This window comes from Bradyrhizobium sp. 44, assembly GCF_023073095.1.
In the GTDB taxonomy this organism is placed as follows: Bacteria; Pseudomonadota; Alphaproteobacteria; order Rhizobiales; family Xanthobacteraceae; genus Bradyrhizobium.
In genome coordinates this window covers 1,203,552-1,229,203 of record NZ_JADPIY010000008.1, presented here as the reverse complement: position 1 = coordinate 1,229,203, position 25,652 = coordinate 1,203,552, and the positions used below count along the sequence as shown (strand labels likewise).

General features: G+C 65.1%; 23 protein-coding genes. 14 read left to right on the top strand and 9 right to left on the bottom strand.

Going from position 1 to position 25,652, the window contains the following annotated elements; translation table 11 throughout:
- Window positions 1-92 precede the first annotated feature (92 nt).
- The gene (locus IVB41_RS07935) at window positions 93-671 is read left to right on the top strand and encodes a L,D-transpeptidase (RefSeq protein WP_027565212.1); all 579 of its coding nucleotides are present in this window, start codon (window positions 93-95) and stop codon (window positions 669-671) included.
- 69 nt (window positions 672-740) lie between these two features.
- On the top strand, window positions 741-1,556 hold the full coding sequence (locus tag IVB41_RS07930) for a DUF2927 domain-containing protein (protein WP_247428878.1): 816 nt from the start codon (window positions 741-743) through the stop codon (window positions 1,554-1,556).
- A 35-nt stretch (window positions 1,557-1,591) separates the two neighbouring features.
- Here the strand turns inward: IVB41_RS07930 and IVB41_RS07925 are convergent, their stop codons facing one another.
- A complete protein-coding gene (locus IVB41_RS07925) occupies window positions 1,592-2,398 on the bottom strand; it encodes a class I SAM-dependent methyltransferase (protein ID WP_247358085.1) in 807 nt (268 codons plus the stop codon).
- Window positions 2,399-2,501: 103 nt separating this feature from the next.
- Window positions 2,502-3,626 carry a threonine synthase gene (locus tag IVB41_RS07920; RefSeq protein ID WP_247428875.1) on the bottom strand — a complete coding sequence of 375 codons (1,125 nt, stop codon included), beginning with the start codon at window positions 3,624-3,626 and terminating at the stop codon, window positions 2,502-2,504.
- A gap of 386 nt (window positions 3,627-4,012) precedes the next feature.
- On the opposite strand from IVB41_RS07920, the gene IVB41_RS07915 reads away from it, so the two are divergent.
- From IVB41_RS07915 to IVB41_RS07900, 4 genes are all read left to right on the top strand, one after another.
- Window positions 4,013-5,269 carry a GTP cyclohydrolase II gene (locus tag IVB41_RS07915; RefSeq protein WP_007614497.1) on the top strand — a complete coding sequence of 419 codons (1,257 nt, stop codon included), beginning with the start codon at window positions 4,013-4,015 and terminating at the stop codon, window positions 5,267-5,269.
- Between the two features lie 7 nt (window positions 5,270-5,276).
- Window positions 5,277-6,515, top strand: coding sequence for a URC4/urg3 family protein (locus IVB41_RS07910; RefSeq protein ID WP_247428872.1), 1,239 nt, complete (start codon window positions 5,277-5,279; stop codon window positions 6,513-6,515).
- Between the two features lie 55 nt (window positions 6,516-6,570).
- On the top strand, window positions 6,571-7,200 hold the full coding sequence (gene upp, locus IVB41_RS07905) for a uracil phosphoribosyltransferase (RefSeq protein WP_027520210.1): 630 nt from the start codon (window positions 6,571-6,573) through the stop codon (window positions 7,198-7,200).
- A gap of 78 nt (window positions 7,201-7,278) precedes the next feature.
- Window positions 7,279-7,488 (top strand): hypothetical protein, encoded by a 210-nt coding sequence (locus IVB41_RS07900; protein ID WP_247428813.1) that lies wholly within the window; start codon window positions 7,279-7,281, stop codon window positions 7,486-7,488.
- 15 nt (window positions 7,489-7,503) lie between these two features.
- Here IVB41_RS07900 and IVB41_RS07895 read toward each other — a convergent pair whose 3' ends face one another.
- The 3 genes from IVB41_RS07895 to IVB41_RS07885 all read right to left on the bottom strand — a co-directional run bounded on the left by IVB41_RS07895 (window position 7,504) and on the right by IVB41_RS07885 (window position 10,353).
- Window positions 7,504-7,995 carry a DUF305 domain-containing protein gene (locus tag IVB41_RS07895; protein ID WP_247403599.1) on the bottom strand — a complete coding sequence of 164 codons (492 nt, stop codon included), beginning with the start codon at window positions 7,993-7,995 and terminating at the stop codon, window positions 7,504-7,506.
- Between the two features lie 102 nt (window positions 7,996-8,097).
- Window positions 8,098-9,204: a M48 family metallopeptidase gene (locus IVB41_RS07890; RefSeq protein ID WP_247428811.1), complete on the bottom strand. Its 1,107-nt coding sequence runs from the start codon at window positions 9,202-9,204 to the stop codon at window positions 8,098-8,100.
- 3 nt (window positions 9,205-9,207) lie between these two features.
- The gene (locus tag IVB41_RS07885) at window positions 9,208-10,353 is read right to left on the bottom strand and encodes a YjgN family protein (RefSeq protein WP_249802545.1); all 1,146 of its coding nucleotides are present in this window, start codon (window positions 10,351-10,353) and stop codon (window positions 9,208-9,210) included.
- Window positions 10,354-10,730: 377 nt separating this feature from the next.
- On the opposite strand from IVB41_RS07885, the gene IVB41_RS07880 reads away from it, so the two are divergent.
- Together IVB41_RS07880 and IVB41_RS07875 are read left to right on the top strand one after the other, a co-directional pair.
- Window positions 10,731-11,996, top strand: a complete 1,266-nt coding sequence (locus IVB41_RS07880) for a cytochrome P450 (protein ID WP_247428806.1) — start codon at window positions 10,731-10,733, stop codon at window positions 11,994-11,996.
- Between the two features lie 92 nt (window positions 11,997-12,088).
- Window positions 12,089-13,363 (top strand): cytochrome P450, encoded by a 1,275-nt coding sequence (locus IVB41_RS07875; RefSeq protein ID WP_247428777.1) that lies wholly within the window; start codon window positions 12,089-12,091, stop codon window positions 13,361-13,363.
- 226 nt (window positions 13,364-13,589) lie between these two features.
- Here the strand turns inward: IVB41_RS07875 and IVB41_RS07870 are convergent, their stop codons facing one another.
- Window positions 13,590-14,510, bottom strand: a complete 921-nt coding sequence (locus IVB41_RS07870; RefSeq protein ID WP_027565224.1) for a LysR substrate-binding domain-containing protein — start codon at window positions 14,508-14,510, stop codon at window positions 13,590-13,592.
- Between the two features lie 124 nt (window positions 14,511-14,634).
- On the opposite strand from IVB41_RS07870, the gene IVB41_RS07865 reads away from it, so the two are divergent.
- From IVB41_RS07865 to mdlC, 4 genes are all read left to right on the top strand, one after another.
- Window positions 14,635-15,804, top strand: coding sequence for an acyl-CoA dehydrogenase family protein (locus IVB41_RS07865; RefSeq protein ID WP_007614510.1), 1,170 nt, complete (start codon window positions 14,635-14,637; stop codon window positions 15,802-15,804).
- A gap of 9 nt (window positions 15,805-15,813) precedes the next feature.
- The gene (locus IVB41_RS07860; protein ID WP_247428759.1) at window positions 15,814-16,917 is read left to right on the top strand and encodes a CaiB/BaiF CoA-transferase family protein; all 1,104 of its coding nucleotides are present in this window, start codon (window positions 15,814-15,816) and stop codon (window positions 16,915-16,917) included.
- A gap of 18 nt (window positions 16,918-16,935) precedes the next feature.
- The gene (locus IVB41_RS07855) at window positions 16,936-17,781 is read left to right on the top strand and encodes a MaoC family dehydratase N-terminal domain-containing protein (RefSeq protein ID WP_247428739.1); all 846 of its coding nucleotides are present in this window, start codon (window positions 16,936-16,938) and stop codon (window positions 17,779-17,781) included.
- 141 nt (window positions 17,782-17,922) lie between these two features.
- The gene (mdlC, locus tag IVB41_RS07850) at window positions 17,923-19,545 is read left to right on the top strand and encodes a benzoylformate decarboxylase (protein ID WP_247428718.1); all 1,623 of its coding nucleotides are present in this window, start codon (window positions 17,923-17,925) and stop codon (window positions 19,543-19,545) included.
- Between the two features lie 175 nt (window positions 19,546-19,720).
- On the opposite strand, the gene IVB41_RS07845 is transcribed toward mdlC, so the two are convergent.
- Together IVB41_RS07845 and IVB41_RS07840 are read right to left on the bottom strand one after the other, a co-directional pair.
- Entirely contained in the window at window positions 19,721-20,515 is a 795-nt protein-coding gene (locus IVB41_RS07845) for an SDR family oxidoreductase (RefSeq protein WP_247428715.1), read from the bottom strand.
- 56 nt (window positions 20,516-20,571) lie between these two features.
- Window positions 20,572-21,267, bottom strand: a complete 696-nt coding sequence (locus tag IVB41_RS07840) for a hemolysin III family protein (protein WP_247282461.1) — start codon at window positions 21,265-21,267, stop codon at window positions 20,572-20,574.
- Window positions 21,268-21,445: 178 nt separating this feature from the next.
- On the opposite strand from IVB41_RS07840, the gene IVB41_RS07835 reads away from it, so the two are divergent.
- Together IVB41_RS07835 and IVB41_RS07830 are read left to right on the top strand one after the other, a co-directional pair.
- Complete coding sequence (locus tag IVB41_RS07835) at window positions 21,446-22,915, top strand: YcjX family protein (RefSeq protein WP_247428713.1); 1,470 nt, start codon at window positions 21,446-21,448, stop codon at window positions 22,913-22,915.
- Window positions 22,912-23,940: a YcjF family protein gene (locus IVB41_RS07830; RefSeq protein WP_247282463.1), complete on the top strand. Its 1,029-nt coding sequence runs from the start codon at window positions 22,912-22,914 to the stop codon at window positions 23,938-23,940. The genes IVB41_RS07835 and IVB41_RS07830 overlap by 4 nt, the downstream gene beginning before the upstream one ends.
- Here IVB41_RS07830 and IVB41_RS07825 read toward each other — a convergent pair.
- Window positions 23,849-25,513, bottom strand: a complete 1,665-nt coding sequence (locus IVB41_RS07825; RefSeq protein WP_247429101.1) for a glycosyltransferase family 39 protein — start codon at window positions 25,511-25,513, stop codon at window positions 23,849-23,851. The genes IVB41_RS07830 and IVB41_RS07825 overlap by 92 nt on opposite strands.
- Window positions 25,514-25,652 lie beyond the last annotated feature (139 nt).

Genomic DNA, 25,652 nt, shown 5'->3' with positions numbered 1-25,652 from the left:
AGGATGCCTCCCTCACGGTGCCGTGGCTTGCGGAAAGCTCGCAAATATGGCCTGTGACTTCAGTTGAATCGATTTTTTTGCTGGGGGAAACAATGATCCGGTTTTTTGCCGCGCCGATTGCCGCCATCGCACTGCTGTCGGCGACCGCCGGCGGCGCCTTCGCCGAGGAGTTCGACTCCCGCGACATCATGGGCGGCGGCCCGAATTTCTTCCGCGGCGGCTCGAGCCCGGTTCCCCGCACCACCGTCATGTACAACGGCAATTACGCCCCCGGCACGATCGTGGTGAACACCTCGGAGCGCCGACTCTATCTGGTGCTCCAGAACGGTCAGGCCCTGCGTTACGGCATCGGCGTCGGCCGCGACGGCTTCCGCTGGGGCGGCGTGCACAGGATCACCGCCAAGAAGGAATGGCCGGACTGGACGCCGCCGTCGCAGATGCTGGCGCGCCGGCCGGACCTGCCGCGTCACATGAAGGGCGGCGTCGAGAATCCGCTCGGCGCGCGCGCGATGTATCTGGGCTCGACGCTCTACCGCATCCACGGCTCCAACGAGCCAGAGACGATCGGCCAGGCGGTGTCCTCGGGCTGCTTCCGCATGACCAACGACGACGTCACCGACCTCTACGGCCGCGTCGGGGTCGGCACCACCGTGGTCGTGCTGAACAACTAGCAGGAACCGGCGAACGCGTGGATATGCGGTCTTGTGCGTCGGTTCCGAATACGGCAGCGTCGCCTGGCAATGAGCGCATTGGCCCCGTCTTCGTCCGGCTTTCGCATCGCCCTGCTGGCGCTCGCCACCGTCGCGTTTGCCCCTGACACCGCTACCATCGCCGTCGCGGGCGAATTGCCCGCGATCGCCTCGCGCCAGCGCGCCGAGAAGAAGAGCTTTACCGACGGCGAAATCGTCGATGGCTTTCTGAAGACGGCGTTCGGCGCCGAATACCATCTTGCCGGCCGCGTCGACCGCATCCGCAAGTTCGACGGACCGGTGCGCGTGTTCGCCGAGAGCGACCGCGCCGACCGCAAGGCGCAGCTCGCAAAGGTCGTGGCCGACATCGGCAAGCGCGTGCAGCATCTCGACATCGCCATGATCGACAGCAGCGAGGCCGCGAATGTGCGGGTGAAGCTCGTGCGCGACCGCGATCTGTTCCGCACCATCTCAAGCTTCTACGGTGCGGAGAAGGCCCGCGAGATCCGCACCTCGCTCGATCCGCAATGCCTGTCCGGCTTCCGCAAGAACGACAATTTCGAGATCGAGCATTCCGACGTCATCCTCACCGTCGATAACGGCGATTTCACCTTCCTCGACTGCGCCTATGAGGAGCTGCTGCAATCGCTCGGCCCGATCAACGACACCGCGAGCGTGCCCTGGACCATGTTCAACGACAACGTCTCGATGGGCTATTTCGACGTCTACGACCAGTACATCCTCAACCTGCTCTACGATCCCCGCATCAAGGCCGGCATGACCATACAGGAGGTCAAGGCGGTGCTGCCCGGCGTGCTCACCGATGTGCGCATTTGGGTGAGGCGTGTGAACGATCTGAAGGAATGAGGCGCTCTTCCCCCGCAAGGGAGAAGAGAAAGCAGTCACACCTTCCTCGCCTTCGACATCAAAAATTGCTGGCGCATCACGTTGTTGCTTCCGTCGTAATATTCGGAAATCAGCGCCTCGAACTCGTTGCGAAAACTCCGCAGCCTGTCCGGTTCGTCCTTGTACTGGGCAATGAGCTTGATCAAAGGGCCGATCGTCGTTTCCATGGTGCGGCGGAAATGCTGCGGGCTGAGTGCGGACGGCGTCATGATGTCCATGTCGAAGGCGACGTCCTTCACTTTCCCTGCGAGACGTTCGGCGACGATCTTGGGATCGCCCCACGACACCGGTGATGCCACGCCCTCGGGCGGCGGCAGATGGCGGCCGATCAGCGCGAACATCCGTCCGACATAGAGATGCGGCGGCCAGGTGGAGAAGGCGATGGTGCCGCCGGGCTTCAGCACGCGCAGCATCTCGCCGATGGCGACCTCGGGACGCGGCGCGAACATATGGCCGAACTGGCTGAGCACCACGTCGAACTCGTTGTCGCCATAGGGCAGGCTTTCGGCGTCGCCTTCGGCGAAGTCGACGTCGAGGTTCGCCAGCCGCGCGTGCTCGCGGGCACGTTCGATCAGGACCGGCGACAGGTCGAGACCCCTGACCTTCGCACCGCGGCGCGCCGCCGTGATCGCGGCGACGCCGGTGCCGCATCCGACGTCGAGCAGCCTTTGGCCGGTCGCGACCCCGGCGAAGCTCACGAGCTTGGCGGCCGAGGGGGTCGTGAACACTTCCATCGGCGTGAACAGCGACCAGGCTTCCTTCTGGACGGCCTTGAAACCAGCAAACGGGTCTTGATCGGGCATGGAACTCTCCCTTCGCTCGATGTCGGCCTTCATGAGGCTGACGACGGATGCCAAAGGTTCAACGCGGTCCCATGACGGCGACGGCTTCGCCTCCTTGGCGCTCCTATTGCACGAGATCGGCGACGATGGTCGCAGCCTTGAGGCCGGTGCCGGTGAGGACGGCGACCGTGGTCTCGTTCGCCTTGATGGCACCGGTGGCGGATAGTTTGTCCAGCGCGGCGGCAGCACTGGCGCTGGTCGGCTCGGCGAACAGGCCCTGCCGCGCCAAGCGCCGCAGCGCGGCGACGATCTCATCCTCGGTGAGTGCGACGGTGCCGCCGCCGCTCTCGCGCAACGCGCCGATGATCTCGCGCAGGCGCAGCGGATGCTTGATCGCGGTGCCTTCGGCGATGGTCTTGTTGACCTCGCGGGCGACAGGCGTGTCGACGCCCGCCTTGAAGCTCGCATCGATCGGCGAGCAATTGAGCGGCTGCGCCGCAAACAGGCGCGGCAGCCTGGTGATCTGGCCGGCTTTCAACAGCTCACGGAAACCAAAGGCGCAACCGAGCAGAGAGCTGCCGGCGCCGACCGGCACGATGACGTTGTCCGGGGCGCGAAAGCCAAGGTCTTCCCAGATCTCATAGGCGAGCGACTTGGTGCCTTCGAGAAAGAACGGCTGCCAGTTGTGGCTGGCATAGAAGGTCTGGCTGGATTGCCGGATCGCCTCGGCCTCCGATTCCTCGCGCGGGCCCTCGACGAGCTGCACCGCCGCGCCATAGGCGCGGACCTGCGCGATCTTGGCCGGCGACGTCGATGCCGGCGCCAAAATCTTCACGCGCATGCCGCCGGCGGCACCGAGACCCGCCATCGACGAGCCGCCATTGCCGGACGAGTCCTCCAGAATGGCGTCGACGCCGATCTGCCGCAGGAAGGACAGCATCACGGCGGAGCCCCGGTCCTTGAAGCTGCCGGTCGGGTTGAACCATTCGAGCTTGAAGAACGGGCGCAGCTCGCCCCAGGCCTGCTGCACCAGCGGCGTGCAGCCTTCGCCGAGCGTGATCGGAGTCGTGATCTCGACCGGCAGCGCCGCCCGGTAGCGCCAGAGCGATCGCGTGCGGCCGTCGATGTCCTCGCGCGACATCCCGGCCCCCGCCGTCACCAGCAGCGGCGTGCGCTCGTCCGAGCACCAGCGCGGCTGGTCCAGCGGATAGAGCTTTCCGTTGCGAGGGTCGATGTAGGTAGCGGGCATGGCGATCTCCAAGGAAGGCTATAGGGCAAAGGCCCTCTGGGCGTTTGGTTTGATGACACGTTTTGTCGGGAAACTCGACGCCCGCCACGCAAGCGCGCGGCGTCTCTTGAAAACTAGAAAACCATAATTACTTCATAAGCTTACTGCGATAGCGGCGAGGTCCGCCAGTGCGGTGGCGTGGCACTCGGGCAGGCGCTGCCGGGTTGCGGGATGACGGGAATTTGGCCGCGAGCCGCCCTGCCCGGCGCAGCACGATTAACTTGTCTGTCGCGACTGCCCGCTACAATATGTTGGATTGAGCTCGCGCCGCCGGTGTTCCGCATCGGCAGCGCGACGAGCCAAGGCCCGTCCGAGCGGCGGGCCGTTGGCTTTTTAGGAGTTTGGTCATGAGCCGCGCGAACCGTACCGACCACATCCGCCTCACCTCCCATCCGGAGCCGGGCAGGACAGCTGCATTCCCGATCCACTGGGGCGCCGCCGACGCACGGGCCCGCGGGCCGATCATCGGCACGGTGTCGCGCGCGGGGGATCGCAACGTGATCGGCAGCCATGGCGGCTCCTATGCGATGTACCGCGCGCTCGCGGTGTCCGCCGGCGCGCTCGATCCGATTCGTAGACCCGATCTCACCAACACGTTTCCCGCGGCGACCATCGGGCCGTTCCCGCAATGGAGCGATCCCGCCAAGATCGTCGCGCTCGATCCCTGGGGGCATCTCGTCGCCGAAAATTTCGGCAAGGACATCGCCGAAGGCATCGACATCAGGCCGAGCATCGCGGTGACGCGGGCGCGGCTGGACCTGCCAGAGATCCGCGAGGCGCTCGCCGCCAAGCGCCTGCGCGCCGACGGCGACGTCGTGCATGCCAATGGCAGCGTGTCGGTGGTGAAGATCGCGATCGATCCGGTCTGGTATCTGCCGGGCCTTGCGGAGCGCTTCGCGACCAACGAGACCGAGCTGCGGCGCACGCTGTTCGAGCAGACCGCCGGCATGTTCCCCGAGCTGGTGACCCGGCCGGACATGAAAGTGTTTCTGCCGCCGATCGGCGGCACCACCGTCTACATGTTCGGCGACGTCACCAAGCTGCCGGACCATCGCACCAAGATCACCTGCCGCGTGCATGACGAGTGCAACGGCTCCGACGTGTTCGGCTCCGACATCTGCACCTGCCGCCCCTACCTCATTCACGGCATCGAGGAATCCGCGCGCGGCGCGCAGGAGGGCGGGCTCGGGCTCGTGATCTACAACCGCAAGGAAGGCCGCGCGCTCGGCGAGGTCACGAAATTCCTGGTCTACAACGCGCGCAAGCGCCAGGAGGACGGCGATGCCGCCGCCGCCTATTTCGAGCGCACCGAATGCGTCGCCGGCGTCCAGGACGCGCGCTTCCAGCAATTGATGCCCGACACCATCCACTGGCTCGGCCTGAAGCGCATCGACCGCTTCCTCTCGATGAGCGACATGAAGCATGACGCATTGACCTCGCAGGGCATCGACATCGTCGAGCGCGTGCCGATCCCGCCCGAGCTCATTCCCGCCGATGCCTATGTCGAGATCGCCGCGAAGAAGGCCGCCGGCTATTACTCCACCGACATTGCGCCGGAGAAGGACGTCGATGGCGTGGTCGGGCGTTCGCTGGAAAAATACTGATCGATTGATGGCAGACGCTCTGGAATTGCAGGCCCGTTCGCTGCTCAGCGCAGCAGCGGTTCGCGCGCGTGCCGGCGAGATGTTCGAGATCGGCCTGAACGACGGGCTGACGCATTTCACGATCGATCTCGATCGCATGGATGGCGTTGCCGACGCCGTTCTCGCCGTGACGCGCGAGGCCTATCCGACGCTGGAGATTCCGTTCCATGCGCGCTGGCGGCATTTCGTGCTCGGCGGCGTCGATCGCTGGGCGCGGCTTGCGGATGCGGCGTCGTGGCCCGATCGCGCGGCACGGGCACGCGCGAAGTTCGACCTTGCCATCGTCAGCGTGCTGCTCGATGCCGGCGCGGGTGCGGCGTGGCGATACCGCGACGCCGTGACGGGACGGAGCATCGGCCGATCCGAAGGACTCGCGATTGCAAGCCTCGACATGTTCGCGAGCGGTCTTTTTTCCCGCGATCCCCGCGCACCCTTCAGGGCCGATGCGGACATCCTTGCTAAACTGCCCCTCGCCTCCCTCACCTCCGCCTTTCAGCTGAGCGATGCCAATCCGCTGCTCGGGCTCGAAGGGCGGACCGATCTGCTGCGACGCCTGGGCAAGCTGGTGACGGAGCGCGCGGACGTGTTCGGCGCGCACGATACGCCGCGGCCGGGCGGGTTGTTCGATCACATCGCGGCACAGGCGAAGGGCGGCGCTGTTCCCGCACCCGCGATTCTGTCGGCGGTGCTGAACCAGCTCGGACCGATCTGGCCGTCGCGACTGGAGCTTGCCGGAATTCCGCTCGGCGATTGCTGGCGCCATCCGGCAATCAAGGCCAGCGATGCGACCTCGGGCCTCGTGCCCCTGCACAAGCTGTCGCAATGGCTGAGCTATTCGCTGATCGAGCCGCTCCAGCGCGCCGGGTTTGACGTCACCGACATCGACGGCCTGACCGGGCTTGCCGAATACCGCAATGGCGGCCTGTTCGTCGATCACGAGGTGTTGCGCCTGCGCGACGCCGCCGACGCCGAACGTGCGCATGAGGTGGACTCCCTGCTCGTCGTCGAGTGGCGCGCGCTGACCGTGGCGCTGCTGGACCGGCTCGCCGAACTGGTCCGCGCCAAACTCGGCCGCACCCCTGAGACATTGCCGCTCGCCAGCATTCTGGAAGGCGGCACCTGGGCCGCGGGCCGCGCCATCGCCTTCGCGCGGCGCCCCGACGGTTCGCCGCCGCTCAAGGTGATCAGCGACGGGACCGTTTTCTAACGCGTAATCCAGACGCGTCGCATTGCGCATCGATCAATTTCAGGAGCATCCCGTCATGCAAGGCGTCACGATCGTCGATCATCCGCTGGTGCAGCACAAGCTGACGCTGGTGCGGGACAAATCGATCTCGACCAAATCGTTTCGGGAGCTGATCAAGGAGATCGGCATGCTCCTGTGCTACGAGGTGACGCGCGACCTGCCGCTCGCCGATACCGTCATCGAAACGCCGCTGGCGACGATGCATTCGGCCAAGATCGCGGGCAAGAAGCTGGTCTTCGTGCCGATGCTGCGCGCCGGCACCACCTTCGTCGACGGCATGATGGACCTGGTGCCGACCGCGCGCGTCGCACATATCGGCCTCTATCGTGAGCCGCACAGCTTTGCGGCGGTCGAGTACTTCTTCAAATCCCCATCCGATCTCGGCGAACGCCTGGCGATCGTGGTGACGCCGGTGGTTGCGACCGCCAACACGGCTGTGGCCGCAATCGACCGGCTGAAGGAGCGCGGCGCCAAGGACATTCGCCTCGCCTGCCTGATCGCCGCCCCCGAAGGGCTCGAACGGCTGCGCGGACTGCATCCGGACGTCCCGATCTGGACGGCCGCAGTCGACGAAGGTCTCGACGAGAACGGCTTTATCCTGCCGGGCCTCGGCGACGCCGGCGACCGCGCCTACGGCACAAGATAAGCGTCGGCCTGCAAACCGCGTCACATTAGGAACAGCTTCGCTCGCGCAAGGTTTTCCTGCTCTACCATGGAGAGCACGATGACCTATCAGGATGACCGCAGAGCAGACAGAGCACGCCGCAACAGCCCGGTGGGCTGGGCGATCGGGGCGATCTTCGTGATCGCTGTAGTCGCAGCCGTCTTCTTCTACAATGGACGCGACGTCGGTCCGCAGACCACAACCACCAGTCCGAACAACGCGCCGAGCGTCACCACGGGCTCAACCAATCCGGCCGCCCCGGCAAAGTGATACGAGGCCGCTCCGTCAGGTCGGCGGCCGCGGCGGCAGATCCTTCGCGTCCGCGGGCGCGGGCTTCTCCTTGAGGTCGGCGATCAACCGTTCCATCTCGCCGATCTCCCGCACCTGGGCTTCGATGATGTCGTCGGCCAGCTTGCGGACTCGGGGATCCCTGATGTGCGCGCGCTCGCTGGTGAGAACCGCGATGGAATGATGCGGGATCATCGCCTGCATATAGGCAACGTCGGTCACGGTCTGCTGGCTACGAACGAGCCAGAGCGAAACCGCAAACACGACAGCGCTGGCAGCCAGAATGGCGACGTTCGCCGTACGGTTCCTGTACATGCCCCACATGAAAGCGAGCATCACGGCGGCCATGACCGCGCCCATCAGCAACGCCATCCACGTCCGGGTCTGGCTGTACCAGACGTGATCCAGAGCGAAGGTGTTGAGATACATCAGAGCGAACATGATCACGGTGGAAGCCGCGATCATCGTGACGAAACGACCGTAAGCCATGAGGAACTTCCCGCTGTCTATCGGGGATAACCAGACCCCGACGGATCGTTCCTCGCCGATTGGTGATTTGGCGCGGGGCCCGACGCGTCGGCGGCAAGAGATTCAGATCTTGCCGCTGCCGCAGATCCCCTTCAGCGCCTGCCACTCCGCATCCGTCAGCAGCGGCGGGCCGCTAGCGGGGCGATCCTCCTTCGTCATGCGCGCGAGGCGGTCCTCGGTCAGCGGATGGCTCGCCAGGATCGACGTGAGGCCGCCGCCTTCCTTGCCGGTGATGCGGAACATCAATTCGGCTGCAGGCTTCGGCGAACGGCCGAGCTTGTGCATGATCTCGATGGCAAACGTATCCGCAGCGGTCTCGGCTTCGCGCGAATAGGACGCCTCGACCACGCTGCGCGAGGCGAAGATCACGGCGCTCGAGCCGGTGACGTCGCCGAACAACAGGCCGATCAGGAACGAGGTGCCGCCGTTATAGATCAGGCCGCGCATGTTGTCGTAATGCTTGAGATGACCGAGCTCGTGGGCGAGTATGCCGGCGAGCTCGTCGGGGCTTTCGGCCTTGTCGAGCAGACCCTTCAGTACGAAGACCTTGCCGCCCGGCAGCGCGAACGCGTTCGGCACCGGAGTCGGCAGCACGCCCGCGGTCATGGAATCGTCGTCCAGGCCGGCGGCATCGCGTAGCCGATTGACCAGCTTGATGAAGGCCGCCTTCCCCGCCGCATCCTCGCACGCATTGCGGCCGAAGATGGTCTTCACCTGAACCTCCGACGCATCGCCAATACGGCGCTCGATCGGTTTCGGCACCAGCGGCGCGAGGCGGTCGGCAGCGAGCGGCACCCCGAACAGCACGACGCAGACGATGGAGACGGCGGCTGCCATCGACCAGCCGACGATCTTTGCGACGCCACGGCGCGAGGTCTGGTGGTCGTCGAGCCGCATGCAGCGCGCCGTCACGTCTGAGGCGAGCACAGCGTCGCGGATTTCCAGCCGCGCCAGCGGCGGCGCGGAAGCGCAGGCGAGCCGCAAAATGCCAGGCGGGCTGTCGGCCCGGCGGATGTCGGCATAGGCCCAGCGAACGGGCGCACCCTCTTCGAGAATCTCGAGCGCGTCACTGAGCGTCAGCGTCACCTGCCGCCTGCGGCTCGACACGCCGTCGAAGAAGATGGTCGGCTTTGCGAATTGCGCCGGGGCCTCAGCGAATACGTCACTCACAGCTCAGAATCCCGCGACATCGAGTCCATCGGCAAAGCCTTCGCCCAGCGCGCTGGCAAGCTCGGCGCTGCCGCGCACATCCGCGGCTGCGGCGATGTTGTGCACATCGACCGTTTCCAGCACCTTGGCCCAGAGATCGCGCTGGAGATAGACCCGCATGACGATGTTGAGGGCCAGGGCGAGAGCAAGGTAGCCGATGACCATCATCACCAGTGTCGGGATGCTCTTGCCGGCATTGCCGGGCCCCAACGCCTGCTCGACCGAAAGACCACTCAGCGTGACCACGAGCATGGTCGCTCCGCCGATATAGGCGGCGAAGATGGCCGAGAGCAGCGTCCACCAGCCTATCACTTTCCAGTACAGGCCGTAGAATGCGTTGTGCGGCAGTTGCGAGGACAGGCTGACGTCGCCGATGCGGATGCCGTCGAGCCACCAGCGCCACTCGCGCGCCTTGAATTCGGCATAGAAGAACGGCGCCAGCGGAAAGATCACCATTGCGATCGGGCTCAGCAGCCACAGCCACCAGGCGCGCTTGAAGAACGTCCAGCCGTCGGCTTTGAAATCGCCGCGCAAATCGCCGTAATGAGTGTGCCGCATCTTGTAGCGTTCGAGCGAGGCCTCGCGCCACGGCAATGCGAGCCCGAGCGTCAGGAACACCAGCAAGCCCCACAGCATGGCGCGGAACGAATAGGCCCAGCCCGATCCGTCCATCCAGAACCGCACGCCGCGCCAGACCGTGCGCGTCAGGCGATAGCGCCGCGCGCGAAAGATCGCAAACTGACCGAAGGCGTAGAAGCTGATGAACAGCGGCGTCGAGGCAAAGCCCTGCCAGCGCTCGAACTCGATACCGACAAGGAAGTAAGCGAGGTAGATCGGCACCAGGATCGCGAGCGCGAACAGGAAGCCGACCAGGAGCTCCTTGGCCCGCCCGGTATATTCGGCGGAGTCGCCATCAACCGCGGTGTTCGCCCACAGATGACGGCGGATGTCGGTGACGAGCCAGAACCGGTAGAAGCCGAAGGTGACGAGCTCGAGCATGGCACCCTTGGTGACCAATTTGCGAAACTCGGTACGGTTGCCGGTGAAATCGACCCGCGTGGGCGGCAGCGGCGGGGGTAAGGGTTCGGAGCCGACGGGGGCCCATTGCATGTCGTTCACGGCGGCAACCTCGGGGTGCGGACCTGGTTCGATCAAACTTATAGATCAGAGATTAGTCGATCCCCAAGATGGGCGGGTTCGATTTAGCTCGATTCCGGTCGATTTCTGGCACGATTCCACGGCCGAGGGCGTGCGCGAGATCACGTTGTTAGATCAATGGCCTCGTAGCCCGGATGGAGCGCAGCGCAATCCGGGACAGCGGCAGTGGCGGACCGATCCCGGATTTCGCTCCGCTCCATCCGGGCTACATCACACCCATTGGCAAAACTCGCCCTTGCTCCGGCGCAGACAACCGGCTGTAATTGCAAATCAAATACCGCAGCGCAGAATTCAACGAGAACGCGCGGTTCATGTCAGGGAGAGCGGTCATGCATGGGACCATCGAAAGCGCGGCGAAGCTCGACGCGTTACGCGCACGCGCAACGTCACTGCCGCTGGAGCAGTTCGATCCGGGCGACCCCGAGCTGTTCAGGACCGATACGTTCTGGCCCTATTTCGATCGCCTGCGCCGCGAAGATCCCGTGCACTATTGCAAGGACTCGATGTTCGGCCCGTATTGGTCGGTGACGCGCTACAACGACATCATGGAGATCGAGACCAATCATTCGGTGTTCTCCTCGGCCTCCTCGCTCGGCGGCATCACCATCCGCGACATCGATCCGGAACTGCGCCGCGAGAGCTTCATCTCGATGGACCCGCCGCGTCACGCGGCGCAGCGCAAGACCGTGGCGCCGATGTTCACGCCGACGCATCTGGACAACCTCGCGCTGAGCATCCGCAAGCGCTCGGCCGAGTGCCTGGACAATCTGCCGCGCGGCGAGGTGTTCGACTGGGTCGACCGCGTCTCGATCGAGCTCACAACGCAGATGCTCGCCGTGCTGTTCGACTTCCCCTGGGAGGACCGGCGCAAGCTGACGCGCTGGTCGGACATCGCGACCACCATTCCCGGACCCGACGGCCTCGTCGCCACCGAAGACGAGCGTCAGGCCGAGCTGACGGAATGCGCGGGCTATTTCGCGCGGCTGTGGAAGGAGCGCATCGAGCAGCCGCCCAAGAGCGACCTGTTGTCGATGATGGCGCATGGCGCCGCGACGCGCGACATGGACGCGAAAAACTTTCTTGGCAATCTCATCCTTTTGATCGTCGGCGGCAACGACACCACTCGCAACACCATGTCCGGATCGCTCGACGCACTCAGCCAGCATCCGGAGCAATATCGCAAGCTGCGCGAAAACCCCGCGCTGCTCGACAGCTTCGTGCCGGAAGTGATCCGCTGGCAGACGCCGCTGGCCCATATGCGCCGCACCGCGCTTTCCGACTTCGAGTTCCGCGGCAAGCAGATCAAGAAAGGTGACAAGGTCGTGATGTGGTACGTTTCAGGCAACCGCGACGCCGACGCGATCGAAAAGCCCTACGAATTCATCATTGACCGCGCCCGCCCGCGCACGCATCTCTCGTTCGGCTTCGGCATCCACCGCTGCGTCGGCTTGCGGCTTGCCGAACTCCAGCTCAAGATTATCTGGGAAGAGATCCTCAAGCGATTCGACCATATCGAGGTGGTCGGCGAACCCAAGCGGGTCTATTCGAGCTTCGTAAAGGGTCTTGAAACCTTGCCGGTGAAGATCGCGGCTTAGATTCGCAAAGATGAGTTCGACACGTCCACAAGGAAGCTGCGCCCCCTCTCCCGCACGCGGGAGAGGTTAAGCAAGCAACTGGAGCAACCACCATGAACATCCAAGCGCCGGTTCAAGTGGACAAGGCAGAACGCATGCGCAGGGCGCGCGAGGAGGCCTATGCGACCCCGCTGGCGCAGTTCCACCCGGGCGCGCCAAGGCTGTTCCAGGACGACACCCTGTGGCCGTGGTTCGAGCGGCTGCGCAAGGAAGAGCCGGTGCATTACTGCACCAACGCGCCGATCGAGCCGTACTGGTCGGTGGTGAAGTACGACGACATCATGCATGTCGACACCAACCACGGCCTGTTCTCCTCCGATTCAACGCTCGGCGGCATCGGGATCCGCGACGTGCCGGAAGGTTATGACTGGCCGAGCTTCATCGCCATGGACCAGCCGCGTCACTCGTCGCAGCGCAAGACGGTGTCGCCGATGTTCACGCCGACGCATCTGGACGAGCTGGCGAAACTGATCCGCCAGCGTTCGCAGACCGTGCTCGACAATCTGCCGCGCAACGAGACCTTCAATTTCGTCGAGCGCGTCTCGATCGAGCTGACGACGCAGATGCTCGCCACCCTGTTCGACTTTCCCTGGGAAGAACGGCGCAAGCTGACGCGCTGGTCCGATGTCGCGACCGCGCTGCCCAAGAGCGGCATCGTGGCTTCGGCCGAAGAGCGCCGTCGCGAGATGGATGAATGCTACGCCTACATGTCCAAGCTCTGGAACGAGCGCGTCAACTCCGCCCCGCGCAACGATTTGTTGTCGCTGATGGCGCACAACGACGCCACGCGGTTCATGGATCCCGACAATCTCATGGGCAACATCATCCTGCTCATCGTCGGCGGCAACGACACCACGCGCAACACCATGACCGGCTCGGTGCTGGCATTGAACGAGAACCCGGAGCAGTACGACAGGCTGCGCGCCAACCCGGAACTGATCGATTCCATGGTGCCCGAAGTGATCCGCTGGCAGACCCCGCTCGCGCATATGCGGCGCACTGCGCTGCAGGACACTGAAGTTGGCGGCAAGCACATCAAGAAGGGCGACCGCGTCGTGATGTGGTACGTCTCGGGCAACCGCGACGAGGAGATGTTCGAGAGGCCGAACGAGTTCGTCATCGATCGCCCGCGGCCGCGCACCCACCTCTCCTTCGGCTTCGGCATCCACCGCTGCGTCGGCATGCGGCTTGCCGAACTCCAGCTCAAGATCGTCTGGGAAGAGATGCTGAAGCGCTTCGACCGGATCGAGGTGGTCAGCGAGCCCAAGCGGATCTATTCGAGCTTCATCAAGGGATATGAGTCGCTGCCGGTGAGGATTTCGGGGTAGGCTCCACTGTCATGCCCCGCGCAGGCGGGGCATCCAGTACGCCGCGGCTTCTCGGCTGAAGCACTGCGGGCTCTGGAATACTGGATTGCCCGCCTTCGCGGGCAATGACATCGAGGGTGGATTAAGAGCGGACGACTCCACCCCAGCTATAAAATTCCGGCATGACAGTTCGCACAACATGCGATGGGTCGCACACGGCCTACTGTCCTAAACCGCACCGGCACATCTAACTCAACCTGATGTCCCACACGCCTTCCTTGCGGCAGGCGGCGACTTCCTCGCGCAGGAGGGCGGTGACTGCAACCGAGGCCGTCGAGACCGGACGGTCGATCGGAGAGGCGAATATGAGCTCGCGCGTCATCGGCTTCGAGACGACAGCGGTTTCCAGCCGCCCGTCCGCGACCTCGCCGTGGACCGACGAGGGCGGCAGCAGCGCGAAGCCGAGGCCTTCCTCGACGAGACTCGTGAGCACGCGGAACGAATCCGCTTCGAGCTGGACGTTGAGCTTGATCTTGCGCTGGGCCGCCGCATGCTCGATCAGCGCACGGAGGCCGTGGGAATGACTGGGCAGCACCAGCCGTTGCCGCAGCAGCCAGCCGACATCGACGCTCTTCTTGCGCGCGAGGCCGCAGCCGCGCGGACCCACCGCGACGATGTTGTCGCGACCGAGGCTCTCCACGTTGAGATGCAGATCGGCGGAGCGGCCGTAGAGGATGGCGAGATCCATCTCGCCGCGGTGCAGCCATTCGACGAGATGGCCGCTGTAGCTCTCGACGATGCGCAGCGAAATGCCGGGAAATTTCTCGACGCAGCGCCGCGCGAAGCGCGCCGACAGCACGCAGCTCACGGTCGGGACCAGGCCGAGCACGACCTGGCCGGACGGCGGCCCCTTGGACGACTGGATGTCGTCGCGGATCTGGTCGATCTGCCGCACGATGCCGGAGGTGCGCGCCAGCAACAGGCGGCCGGCATCCGTGAGCACCATGCCGCGGCCGTTGCGGGTGAACAATTCTGTACGCAGTTCGTGTTCCAGGAGCTTGATCTGCCTGGACAGCGCGGGCTGCGCCACACGCAACGTGTCGGACGCCTTGGAGAGGCTGCCGAGCTCCGCCACGCAACTGAAGGTCCTGAGCTGACGGAAATCCATGCTTGCCAATCCTGGAAGGCTACTCCATACGCTATAGCAAATGAGCATAGGGGGCTGGCATTGTTTTCACAACGCCAGAGGATCGGCCGGCGTTATCTTAACTGCCGCACATACGGGAAACCCCATGAGTGAAGAACACCACACCGAAGATCACGCCGACATCCGCGAAGCCGTCGCAAAGCTCTGCGCGCAGTTTCCCGGCGAATACTGGCGCAAGCTCGACCGTGAGATGGCCTACCCCAAGGCTTTCGTCGACGCGCTGACCGAGGCCGGCTATCTCTCGGTGCTGATCCCCGAGGAATATGGCGGCGCAGGCCTGAAGCTTTCTGCGGCCGCCGCGATCCTCGAAGAGATCCAGCGCGCGGGCTGCAACGGCGGCGGCTGCCACGCCCAGATGTACACGATGGGCACCGTGCTGCGGCACGGCAATGACGAGCAGAAGGCAAAATACCTGCCGAAGGTCGCGAGCGGCGAATTGCGGCTGCAAGCCTTCGGCGTCACCGAGCCGACCAGCGGCACCGACACCACCTCGCTGAAGACCTTCGCACGCAAGGACGGCAATGCCGGCTACGTCGTCAACGGCCAGAAAATCTGGACCAGCCGCGCCGAACATTCCGACCTGATGCTTCTGCTGGCGCGCACCACGCCGAAGGACCAAGTCAAGAAGCGCACGGATGGACTTTCGGTGTTCATCGTCGACATGCGCGAGGCCAAGAACAAGGGCCTCGAGATCCGCCCGATCCGCACCATGATGAACCACGCCACCACCGAAGTGTTCTTTACCGACATGAAGGTGCCGGCGGAGAATCTGATCGGCGAAGAGGGCAAGGGCTTTCGCTACATCCTCTCAGGCATGAATGCCGAACGGATCCTGATCGCGGCCGAATGCGTCGGCGATGCCAAATGGTTCATCGCCAAGGCCACCAACTACGCCAAGGAGCGCAGCGTTTTCGGCCGGCCGATCGGCCAGAACCAAGGCATCCAGTTCCCGATCGCCAAGGCCTACGCCGCGATGCGCGCGGCCGAATTGATGGTGAAGGAAGCGACGCGCAAATACGAGGCCGGGCTCGACTGCGGCGCGGAGGCCAACATGGCAAAAATGCTCGCGGCCGATGCGTCGTGGGAAGCGGCGAATGCCTGCGTCCAGACCCATGGCGGCTTCGGCTTCGCCGAGGAGTACGACGTCGAGCGCAAATTCCGCGAGACGCGGCTCTATCAGGTGGCGCCGATCTCGACCAACCTCGTGCTGTCCTTCATCGCCGAGCACGTGCTCGGCATGCCCCGCTCGTACTGAGGCAGCACCATGGGAGCACTTGACGGGATCAGGGTGATCGCGGTCGAGCAGGCGGTGGCGGCCCCGTTCTGCTCGTCGCGGCTGGCGGATGCCGGCGCGGAAGTGATCAAGATCGAGCGGCCCGAAGGCGATTTCGCCCGCGGCTATGACGCGGCGGCCAAGGGCCAGAGCAGCTATTTTGTGTGGCTCAACCGCGGCAAGCAATCGGCGGTGGTCGATCTCGCCACCAAGGAAGGCTGCGCCGAGCTGGAGCGACTGATCGCAAGCGCCGACGTGCTGATCCAGAATCTCAAGCCGGGCTCGATGGACAAGCTCGGCTTTTCGCGCGAGCGGCTGCTGAAGGACTATCCAAAACTGATCTCGTGCACGATCACCGGCTATGGCGACGAGGGCCCCTATGCGCACCGCAAGGCCTACGACCTCCTGATCCAGGCCGAGAGCGGCCTTGCCTCGATCACCGGCAATCCCGACGGCGCCTCGCGCGTCGGCATGTCCATCGTCGATGTCGCGACCGGCGCCACCGCGCATGCGGCGATCCTGGAGGCGCTGATCGGGCGCGGACGCACCGGCAAGGGCGCCGACATCCGCATCTCCATGTTCGACGTGATGGCGGACTGGTGCACCGTGCCGCTGCTCAACTCGGAAGCCGGCAATCCGCCCAAGCGCATGGGCCTGCGCCATCCCTCGATCGCACCCTATGGCGTGTTCACGTCGAGCGACGGCAAGGACATCCTGATCTCGATCCAGAGCGAGCGCGAGTGGAAGACGCTCTGCGCAAAGGTGCTGGACCAGCCGGATCTGCCTGCCGATCTGCGCGTTGCCAACATGGTCGAGCGCGTGCGCAACCGCGACTTCACCGACAAGACGGTCGCGGATGCCTTCGCCAAGATGACGCGCGACGAGCTGCTCAAGCGGCTGTCCGATGCCGACATCGCCTTTGCCGAGGTCAACACCATGGCGGATCTCACCAAGCATCCGCATCTGCGCCGCATCGAGGTCGACACGCCCCGGGGACGCGTCAGCTATCCCGCGCCGGCGCCGATCATCGTCGGCGAGACGCGCAACTATGGTGCCGTGCCAGGGATCGGCGAACGACCGGTCAAGAAATCATAACAACAAGAGCGAGGCGTCATGACCGAGAAGCTCGACATCGATCATCTCAGGCAATGGATCGGCCGCAGCGAAGAGGCCACCGACACCGTCACCGCGCAGCTCGTGAAGGGCCTGCGCGCGACGCTGTTCCAGGAGGTCGGTTCGCCCAAGCCGGGCGATGCGGCGCCGTTCACGGTGCATTGGTGCCTGGCGCAGCCGGTGTTTCCGATGTCGATGCTCGGCCCCGACGGCCACCCCACCCGCGGCGGCTTCCTGCCGCCGGTGCCGCTGCCGCGCCGGATGTGGGCCGGCGGCGAGATCGAGTTCCTGCAGCCGTTGCGCGTCGGCGACGAATCGACGCGGACATCGCGCATCGCGGACGTGCAGGTGAAGACGGGCTCGACCGGCACGCTGTGCTTCGTCTCGGTCGAGCACAGCATCTCGTCGCCGCGCGGCATCGCCATCCGCGAGCGGCAGGACATCGTCTATCGCGAAATGACGACGACGTCCGCGCCGGCAAAGACCCCGCCTCCGCCGCCCAAGGCGCAGCATCGCGAGACCCATGTCTCCGATCCCGTGCTGCTGTTTCGATATTCCGCGCTGACCTTCAACGGCCACCGCATCCATTACGACCGCGACTACGTCACCAAGGTCGAGGGCTATCCGGGCCTGATCTTCCACGGGCCGTTGCAGGCAACGTTCATCATCGAGATGGCCGCGAAGCTGCGCGACGGCAAGGCGCCGAAGAAGTTTTCGTATCGCGGGGTGCAGCCGCTGTTCGAAGGCTCGGAGTTCTCCATCAACGCCAACGAGACCGCTGATGGCATGGAGCTGTGGACCGCGAACGCGGAGGGGCAGCCGACGATGAAGGGGACGGCAGTGTGATGATAGTCTCTCCTCGTCATTGCGAGGAGCGAAGCGACGAAGCAATCCAGACTGTCACCGCGGCGGCATTCTGGATTGCTTCGCTGCGCTCGCAATGACGGCTGGGTTAGCAGCGCCGACAAACATCAGGGAACGGAAACCATGGCGAAGAACGGCAAGACCGGCAGCAAATCCGTCACCGTCAAGCAGGCGACACTCGACCTGCTGCGCTCCTTCGGCATCAGACGCGTGTTCGGCAATCCCGGCTCGACGGAGCTACCGTTCCTGAGCGACTGGCCCGACGACATCGACTACGTGCTGGCGCTTCAGGAGGCCTCCGCGGTCGGCATGGCCGACGGCTACGCGCAGGCGACGCGCAATGCCGGCTTCGTCAATCTGCATTCGGCCGCCGGCGTCGGCAACGCGCTCGGCAACATCTATACCGCGCATCGCAACCAGACGCCGCTGGTGATCACCGCGGGCCAGCAGGCGCGCTCGATCCTGCCGTTGCAGGCATTCCTGTATGCGGAGCGTGCGTCCGAATTCCCGCGGCCTTATGTGAAATACAGCGTCGAGCCGGCGCGGCCCGAGGACGTGCCGGCCGCCATCGCGCGCGCCTATTACACCGCGATGCAGCCGCCCTGCGGGCCGACTTTCGTCTCGATCCCGGTCGACGACTGGGCGCATGCGGCAGCTCCCATCGAAGCCCGCAAGGTTAGTCGCGAGATGGCGCCTGAGGCTGACGCGATGAAGGCGCTGGTCACCGCGCTCGGTTCAGCCAAGCACCCTGCCCTTGTCGTCGGCCCCGGCGTCGATCGCGCCGGCGCGGTCGATTTGATGGTGCGCGTGGCCGAGAAGGCCAGGGCCAGCGTCTGGGTCAGCCCGTTTTCGGCGCGCTGCTCGTTCCCGGAACGCCATCCCCAGTTCGCGGGCTTCCTGCATGCCTCGCCGGCGCAATTGTCGGACGCGCTGCGCGAGCACGACCTCGTCATCGTGATCGGGGCGCCGGTGTTCACTTTCCACGTCGAAGGCCACGCCGCGATCTTCGACGGCCGTGCGACGCTCTTCCAGATCACGGACGACCCGGATGCCGCAGCGGTAACGCCGGTCGGAACCAGCATCATCGCGACGATGAAGCCGGCGCTCGCAATGCTGCTCGACCTCTTGCCGGAGAGCAAGCGCGCGGCACCGAAGGGGCGAACGCTGCCGCCGGCGCCGCAGGCCGCCGATCCGCTCCCGGTCGAATTCCTGCTGCATTCGCTGTCGCAGGCGATGCCGGACGGCGCGTCGCTGGTCGAGGAAATCCCCTCGCACCGGCCGGCGATGCAAAAGTTCATGCCGATGCGCGGCCAGGATAGTTTTTACACCATGGCGAGCGGAGGCCTCGGCTACTCGCTGCCGGCCGCGGTCGGCATGGCACTCGGCAAGCCGAACAGCCGCACGGTGTGCCTGATCGGCGACGGCTCGGCGATGTATTCGATTCAGGCGCTGTGGACCGCCGCGCAGCGCAAGCTGCCGCTCACCATCGTCGTCATCAACAATTCCGGCTACGGCGCGATGCGCTCGTTCAGCCAGGTGATGCAGGTGAGGAACGTGCCGGGACTGGAGCTGCCGGGGATCGATTTCGTCCGGCTCGCCGAGGGCATGGGTTGCCACGCGGTGCGGGTGAGCAAGGCGGCCGAGCTGGGCGAAGCGCTCAAGCGCGGGATGGCATTCGAAGGGACCAGCCTCGTCGAGGTGATCGTGGATTCGGCGGTGCCGGTGCTGTACGGGCAGAAGCATTAGGGGCGCACTGCGCTTCATGCCGTCGTCCTGGCGAAAGCCAGGACCCATTACCCCAGGGAGTAGTTTGGCGAAGACTTGTCGCTCGGTACTGCTACCACGGCAAGGTCGGTAGACCTCGCGGTATGGGTCCTGGCCTTCGCCAGGACGACACCGGAGGTCGTGGCGCGCCTCTTCCCTACGTCCCGAACTCGTCGCGCATCCTGGCCTGGATCTTGGCCATGCCGCCGACCCAGCGGTCGTAATTCTCGGTCTTCTTGCGCATGTAGCCGAGCACCTGCGGGTGCGGCAGGATCAGGAACGTCTCCTGTTCGAGGCCGGCGAGCACGTCCTTGGCGACCTGCTCGGGCGAGAGGTCGCCGTCGCCGGATTGCGGGCCCTTGGGAATCGAGCGCAGCATGTTGGTATCGACGCCCTGGGGGCAGAGGATCGAGACACGGATGTTGTGCGCCTTGTGAGAGATCGCGAGATTTTCGGCAAAGCCGACCGCGGCATGTTTGGTGGTGGAGTAAGCCGGACTGCCGACCTGCGACAGCAGTCCCGCGGCCGAGATCGTGTTGAGGAAATAGCCGCCGCCGCGCGCCTTCATGCGCGGGATCAGATGCCGCGCCGCATAGACATGCGCCATGACGTGGATAGCCCAGCTGCGCTGCCAAGGCTCATCCGAGGCGCCGCCGGCATTGACCGACATCGGGTCGAAGCCGCCGCCGATGCCGGCATTGGAGCAGAACAATTCGATCGGGCCGAACTGCCGCTCGGTCTCCTCGATGACGTGGGAAATATCCTTTTCCTGCGCGACATCGCATTTGAACGCCGCGCCATCCACCGTGGCTGCGACCGCCCTTGCGTTGTCCGCGTCCATGTCGGCGACGACGACCTTGGCCGCACCGGCCTTGTGAAAGGCTTCGCAGAGCGCCTTGCCGATGCCGTTGGCGCCGCCCGTGACGACCACGACCTTGCCGGTCACCTGCATGCGACGTCTCCTCTTGTCTTATACCGTTTTGGCTTATTCCGCTTTGCGGAGCTTGCTCAGCTCAACACGAGGTCGAGCACCGCGGTATAATGGCACGCCGCGCCGGCCAAGACAAAGCCGTGCCAGATCGCATTCTGGAAGCGCAGCCGCCGCCAGGCATGGAAGATCACGCCAAAGCTGTAGAGTAGTCCACCCGCAAGGATGAAGCCCAGCACCAGCGCGGGCAGCGCCTTGACCACGGAATCGTAGAGCATGATGCCGCTCCAGCCCATCGCGAGGTAGATGCCGACCGCGACGCGGTCGAACCGGCCGGGGTAGAGAAGTTTCAGCACGATGCCGAGGAGTGCCACGCACCAGACGCCGGCGAGCAGCACCAGCGCGAATCCACTGTCCTTCACCTCCAGGATGAACGGCGTGTAGGTCGCCGCGATCAGGAGATAGATAGCCGAATGGTCGAAGCGCCGCAGCAGCCATTTGGCCGGCGAGACCGGCCAGAGATTATAGGTCGCCGACAACACCAGCATCGAGAGCAGGCCGGCGACGTAGATCGAGACGCCGACGATGTCGGTCGCGTCGGCAAAGAGCACCGTCAGCACCACCAGCACGGTCGCGGCAATGATGCCGCAGAGCACGCCGATGGCGTGGATCACGCCGTCGGCGATCAACTCGGCGCGGTCGTAATGCCAGCCGACCGCGTCGGCGGCTGCGTGGACGGAGGAGGATGCGAGCTGTTTCAGTTGGAAGACGGTCATGGCAATCCGCAAGTTGAGACAATACCCTCTTGTATGGGTGTTTCGGGACCGGCGCGTCGTTCAAACGGGTGATTTGCCGACAAAGGAGGTGGAAGTATGAAGCTTGATTTTCCCCACGCAATTGCCACTTTTGTGATCGGTCACACATTTTCTCCCGCCGAGATCACTTAACGTTCAAATGGCATTCAGTTTCCAGGATATGGTCGAAGAAGCGCGGTTGTCGGCGAGGGCGCTGATCGACTATGGCGGGCACTTCTTCAACCCGACGGTGCGGCTCGGGGTCACAGGCCTGTCGCGGGCCGGCAAGACGGTGTTCATCACCGCGCTGATCCATGGTCTGACGCGCGGTGGGCGGTTTCCGGTATTCGAGGCCTATTCATCCGGGCGGATCGCGCGGGCGCATCTGGCGCCGCAGCCGGACGACGCCGTGCCGCGCTTTGCCTATGAGAGCCATCTGCGCGCGCTGATCGAGGAGCGGCGCTGGCCGAGCTCGACTGTCGACATCAGCGAGCTCAGGCTCGTCATCGACTACCAGCGCCCGAACGGCGCCGACCGCACGCTGACGCTCGACATCGTCGACTATCCCGGCGAGTGGCTGCTCGACCTGCCGCTGCTCCAGAAGAGTTTCGAGCAATGGTCCGCCGAAAGCCTTGCGTTGTCGCGCGAGGCGCCGCGCGTGCATCTGGCCGCGGACTGGCACGCGCATCTCGCAACGCTCAAGCCCGAGGCGCGCGAGGACGAGCAGGCGACGCTCACGGCCGCGAAGCTGTTCAGGGGCTATTTGCAAGGCTGCCGCGACGAGCGGTTTGCGATGAGCCTGCTGCCGCCCGGCCGCTTCCTGATGCCGGGCAATCTCGCCGACACACCGGCGCTGACCTTTGCACCGCTCGACGTGCCCGCGGGCGGCCAGGCGCCGGAGGGATCGCTGTGGGCGATGATGGTACGTCGCTACGAGGCCTACAAGGACGTCGTGGTGCGGCCGTTCTTCCGGAATCATTTTGCCCGGCTCGATCGCCAGATCGTGCTGGCCGACGCGCTCGCCGCGTTCAACGCCGGCCCCGAAGCGCTGCACGATCTCGAAGCCGCGCTCGCGGGCATTCTCGACTGCTTCAACATCGGCCGCAGCACGATCCTCTCCGGCCTGTTCCGGCCGCGGATCGACCGCGTTCTGTTCGCGGCGACCAAGGCGGATCATCTGCATCATTTCAGCCATGACCGGCTCGAGGCCGTGCTGCGCCGCGCGGTCACCCACGCGGTTGCGCGCGCGGAAACTACGGGCGCTGCGATCGACGTCGTCGCGCTCGCCGCCGTCCGCGCCACGCGCGAGGCGCAGGTCGCACATGGTCGTGACAAATTGCCGTCGATCTTGGGAACGCCGGCCGCCGGCGAAAGCGCCGGCGGCGAGTTCTTCGACGGCAACACCGAGGTGGCGACCTTTCCGGGCGACCTGCCCTTGGATCCCGAACCGCTGTTCAACGGCACCGACGCGTTCCGCGGCCTCTCGACCGAGGCCGCCGACAGAAGCGATTTTCGCTTCCTGCGCTTCCGCCCGCCAAAGCTCGAACGCGAGGGCGCCGACCAGCCGGCGCTGCCTCACATCCGCCTCGACCGTGCCTTGCAGTTCCTGATCGGAGACAAATTGTCATGAACGACCGATCGAAGTCCCGGCGACCGGCAACGTTCCGGCTCGACGACCCCGGTGTTGTCGTCACCGAAGCCGACGAGACGACCCGGCTCGGTCGCACCACCATCCAGATCACGCCGGAGCCCGATCCGGCGAATTTGCCGGTGCCGATCGCAGCGACGCTACCGGCGCGGCGCGGCTTTCCCTGGGGCACATTGTTCTGGTCCGGCGTTGCCGGGCTGACGCTGCTCGGGGTCGGACTCGGCGTTGTCCGTCTGATCGAGGATCTGTTTGCGCGCAGCGAAAGCCTCGGCTTCGTCGGACTGGCGCTTGCCTTCGTCACCGCGCTTGCGCTCGCGGTGGTGACCGGACGCGAGGCTTTCGGGCTAGCGCGGCTGGCAACCATCGAAAAGCTGCATCAGCGCGCGGCCGCCGTCCTTGCCAGCGACGACCGCAAGGAGAGCCGAATCATCGTGCAGGATCTGCTCAAGATCGCACATCAGAACCCGCAGCTCGCGCGCGCCCGTGCCGCACTGGAGAGCCACGCCGGGGAGATTATCGACGGAGCCGACATGATCCGGCTCGCTGAGCGCGAATTGATGTCGCCGCTGGACATCGAGGCGCGGCGGCTGGTGTCATCAGCCGCGCAGAAGGTCTCGATCGTCACGGCGGTTTCGCCGCGCGCGCTGATCGACGTGTTGTTCGTGTTCGTGGCGTCGCTGCGCCTGATCCGCCAGCTCGCTTTTCTCTATGGCGGCCGTCCCGGCGCGCTCGGCATGATCCGCCTGCTCCGCCACGTCATCGCCCATCTCGCCATCACCGGCGGCATGGCGGCGAGCGACAGCCTGGTGCAGCAGATGCTCGGCCACGGCATTGCGGCGAAGCTGTCGCAGCGGCTGGGCGAAGGCATGCTGAATGGATTGCTGACGGCGCGGCTGGGCCTCGCCGCGATCGACGTCACCCGGCCGCTGCCGTTCGCGGCACTGCCGCCGCCGAAGCTGTCGGATCTCGCCACGGATCTGCTGCGGAAGAAGGAAGAGGAGGAGTAGCATTCTGTTTGCCGTCCCACGCTTGCGGGGAGACGAAAGCCAGCACGCGCCACTGGAACAGCGGCGAGTTCGTCGGCGGCGACAGCTCCGGCGTCCAGCCTGAGAGCTTCTCCAGCACATAATTGTCCATCACGAGACCGCGCCAGCGGCGTTCGACTTGACCAAGCGACTCGCGCCTGGCGGGGATGTTCTCCCACAGCGATGAGCGGTTGTCCGGCTCGCGTCCGACATAAATGCCGGCGTGGCCCTTGATCCGATCCATGCCGGGATCACGAAAGTCCTGGAAGCGGCCGCGCTCGTTGATCTCGATCACGGGCACGCGGCCCCTGAAAAGCCAGCGCATCATGGCATAGGTGCGGTAGTCCGTCGTGGCGATCCAGGTCGCGCCGGTCTCGTCCAATGCGGCCTGTGCGCGCGCGGCGACCTGCTCGTAGCCGGATTCAGCGCCGACCGGATCGATCTTGCCGAGCAAATTCCAGGGCGCGGCGACGTAATAGAAGAACACGATGACGACAAAGGCGATGCCCGAGACCACTGCCGTGTTGGCCCAGAACAGCGACGCCCTGACCATCCGCGCCGATCTTCCTTCGCCCGACAGCACGGTGAGGTTGACAGCGGCGGCGGCGAAACCCACCGGCCACATGAACATCGGCCAGGTGTCGCCGACGCGGAGGGTCAGGGATTTCGCGAGGAAATAGAGAAACGGCACCAGGACCGCGGTCGACAACAAAATCGCGACCGGCTCGCGCGTGCGATAGCCGCGCCACGCCGTCATCACCACCCCCGTCAGCACCACCGGCAGCATGACGAAGCCGACCAGTCCGAATTGCAGGCCGATGTAGTCGCCGAAGGTGCGGAGCGAGATGCCGTAGCTGGTGGTGGCGCGCACGCCCTGGAAGCGGATCGCGGCCCAGTCGTGTTGCACGTTCCAGATCAGGACGGGCGAGAATACGGCGATTGCGATCAGGACCGCGAGATACGGATAGGGGCTGCGCAGCCAGCGCCAGCGCCAATCCGGCACCAGCAGAAAGGCGGCAACCGCCGGCGCGAACATGATCACGGTGAATTTGGACAGCATCGCCAATCCGGCGAACAGGCCGGCCGCGAGCCACCAGCGGCCGTCGCCGCCCAGCGCAAGCCGCACCAGGCACCACATCATCGCCACCGCAAACGGGATCATGGCGACATCGGGCGCAACCTTGGCCATCAGCAGGCCGTAATAGAGCGCGGCCTCCAGCATCAGCACCGCGAGCACGACGGCGCGCACATCATGGGTGAGGCGGCGGACGATGTCGGCGAGCAGGAGCTGCGTCACCAGCATCGCGACGATGCCGCCGAAGCGCACACCGAGCGTGGTGTCGCCGAAGATCGCAGTGCCGAACCGGATCAGCCAGGCGATGCCGGGGGGATGATCCAGGAAGCTGAGCGCCGTCTCCTGCGACCAGGTCCAGTAATAGGCCTCGTCCGTACGCAGCTCGATGGCCGAGGCGTAGACCATGCGCAGCAGCGTCATCGCGGCGATGATCGCCGCGGCCATGACGAGCGGCCGGCGCGCCGCGCCGGCGGGGGGCATCGTGATGTCGGGAGCTGTCGTCACGGCGGCGCTTTTCGCCAACCTGGGAGGGGGAGTCAATGTTGGGAACGGATCGACCTATTCCGCTGTCGCGATCCCAGCCCCGACGAGGAGACTATGGGGTGGGCAAAGCGAGCGT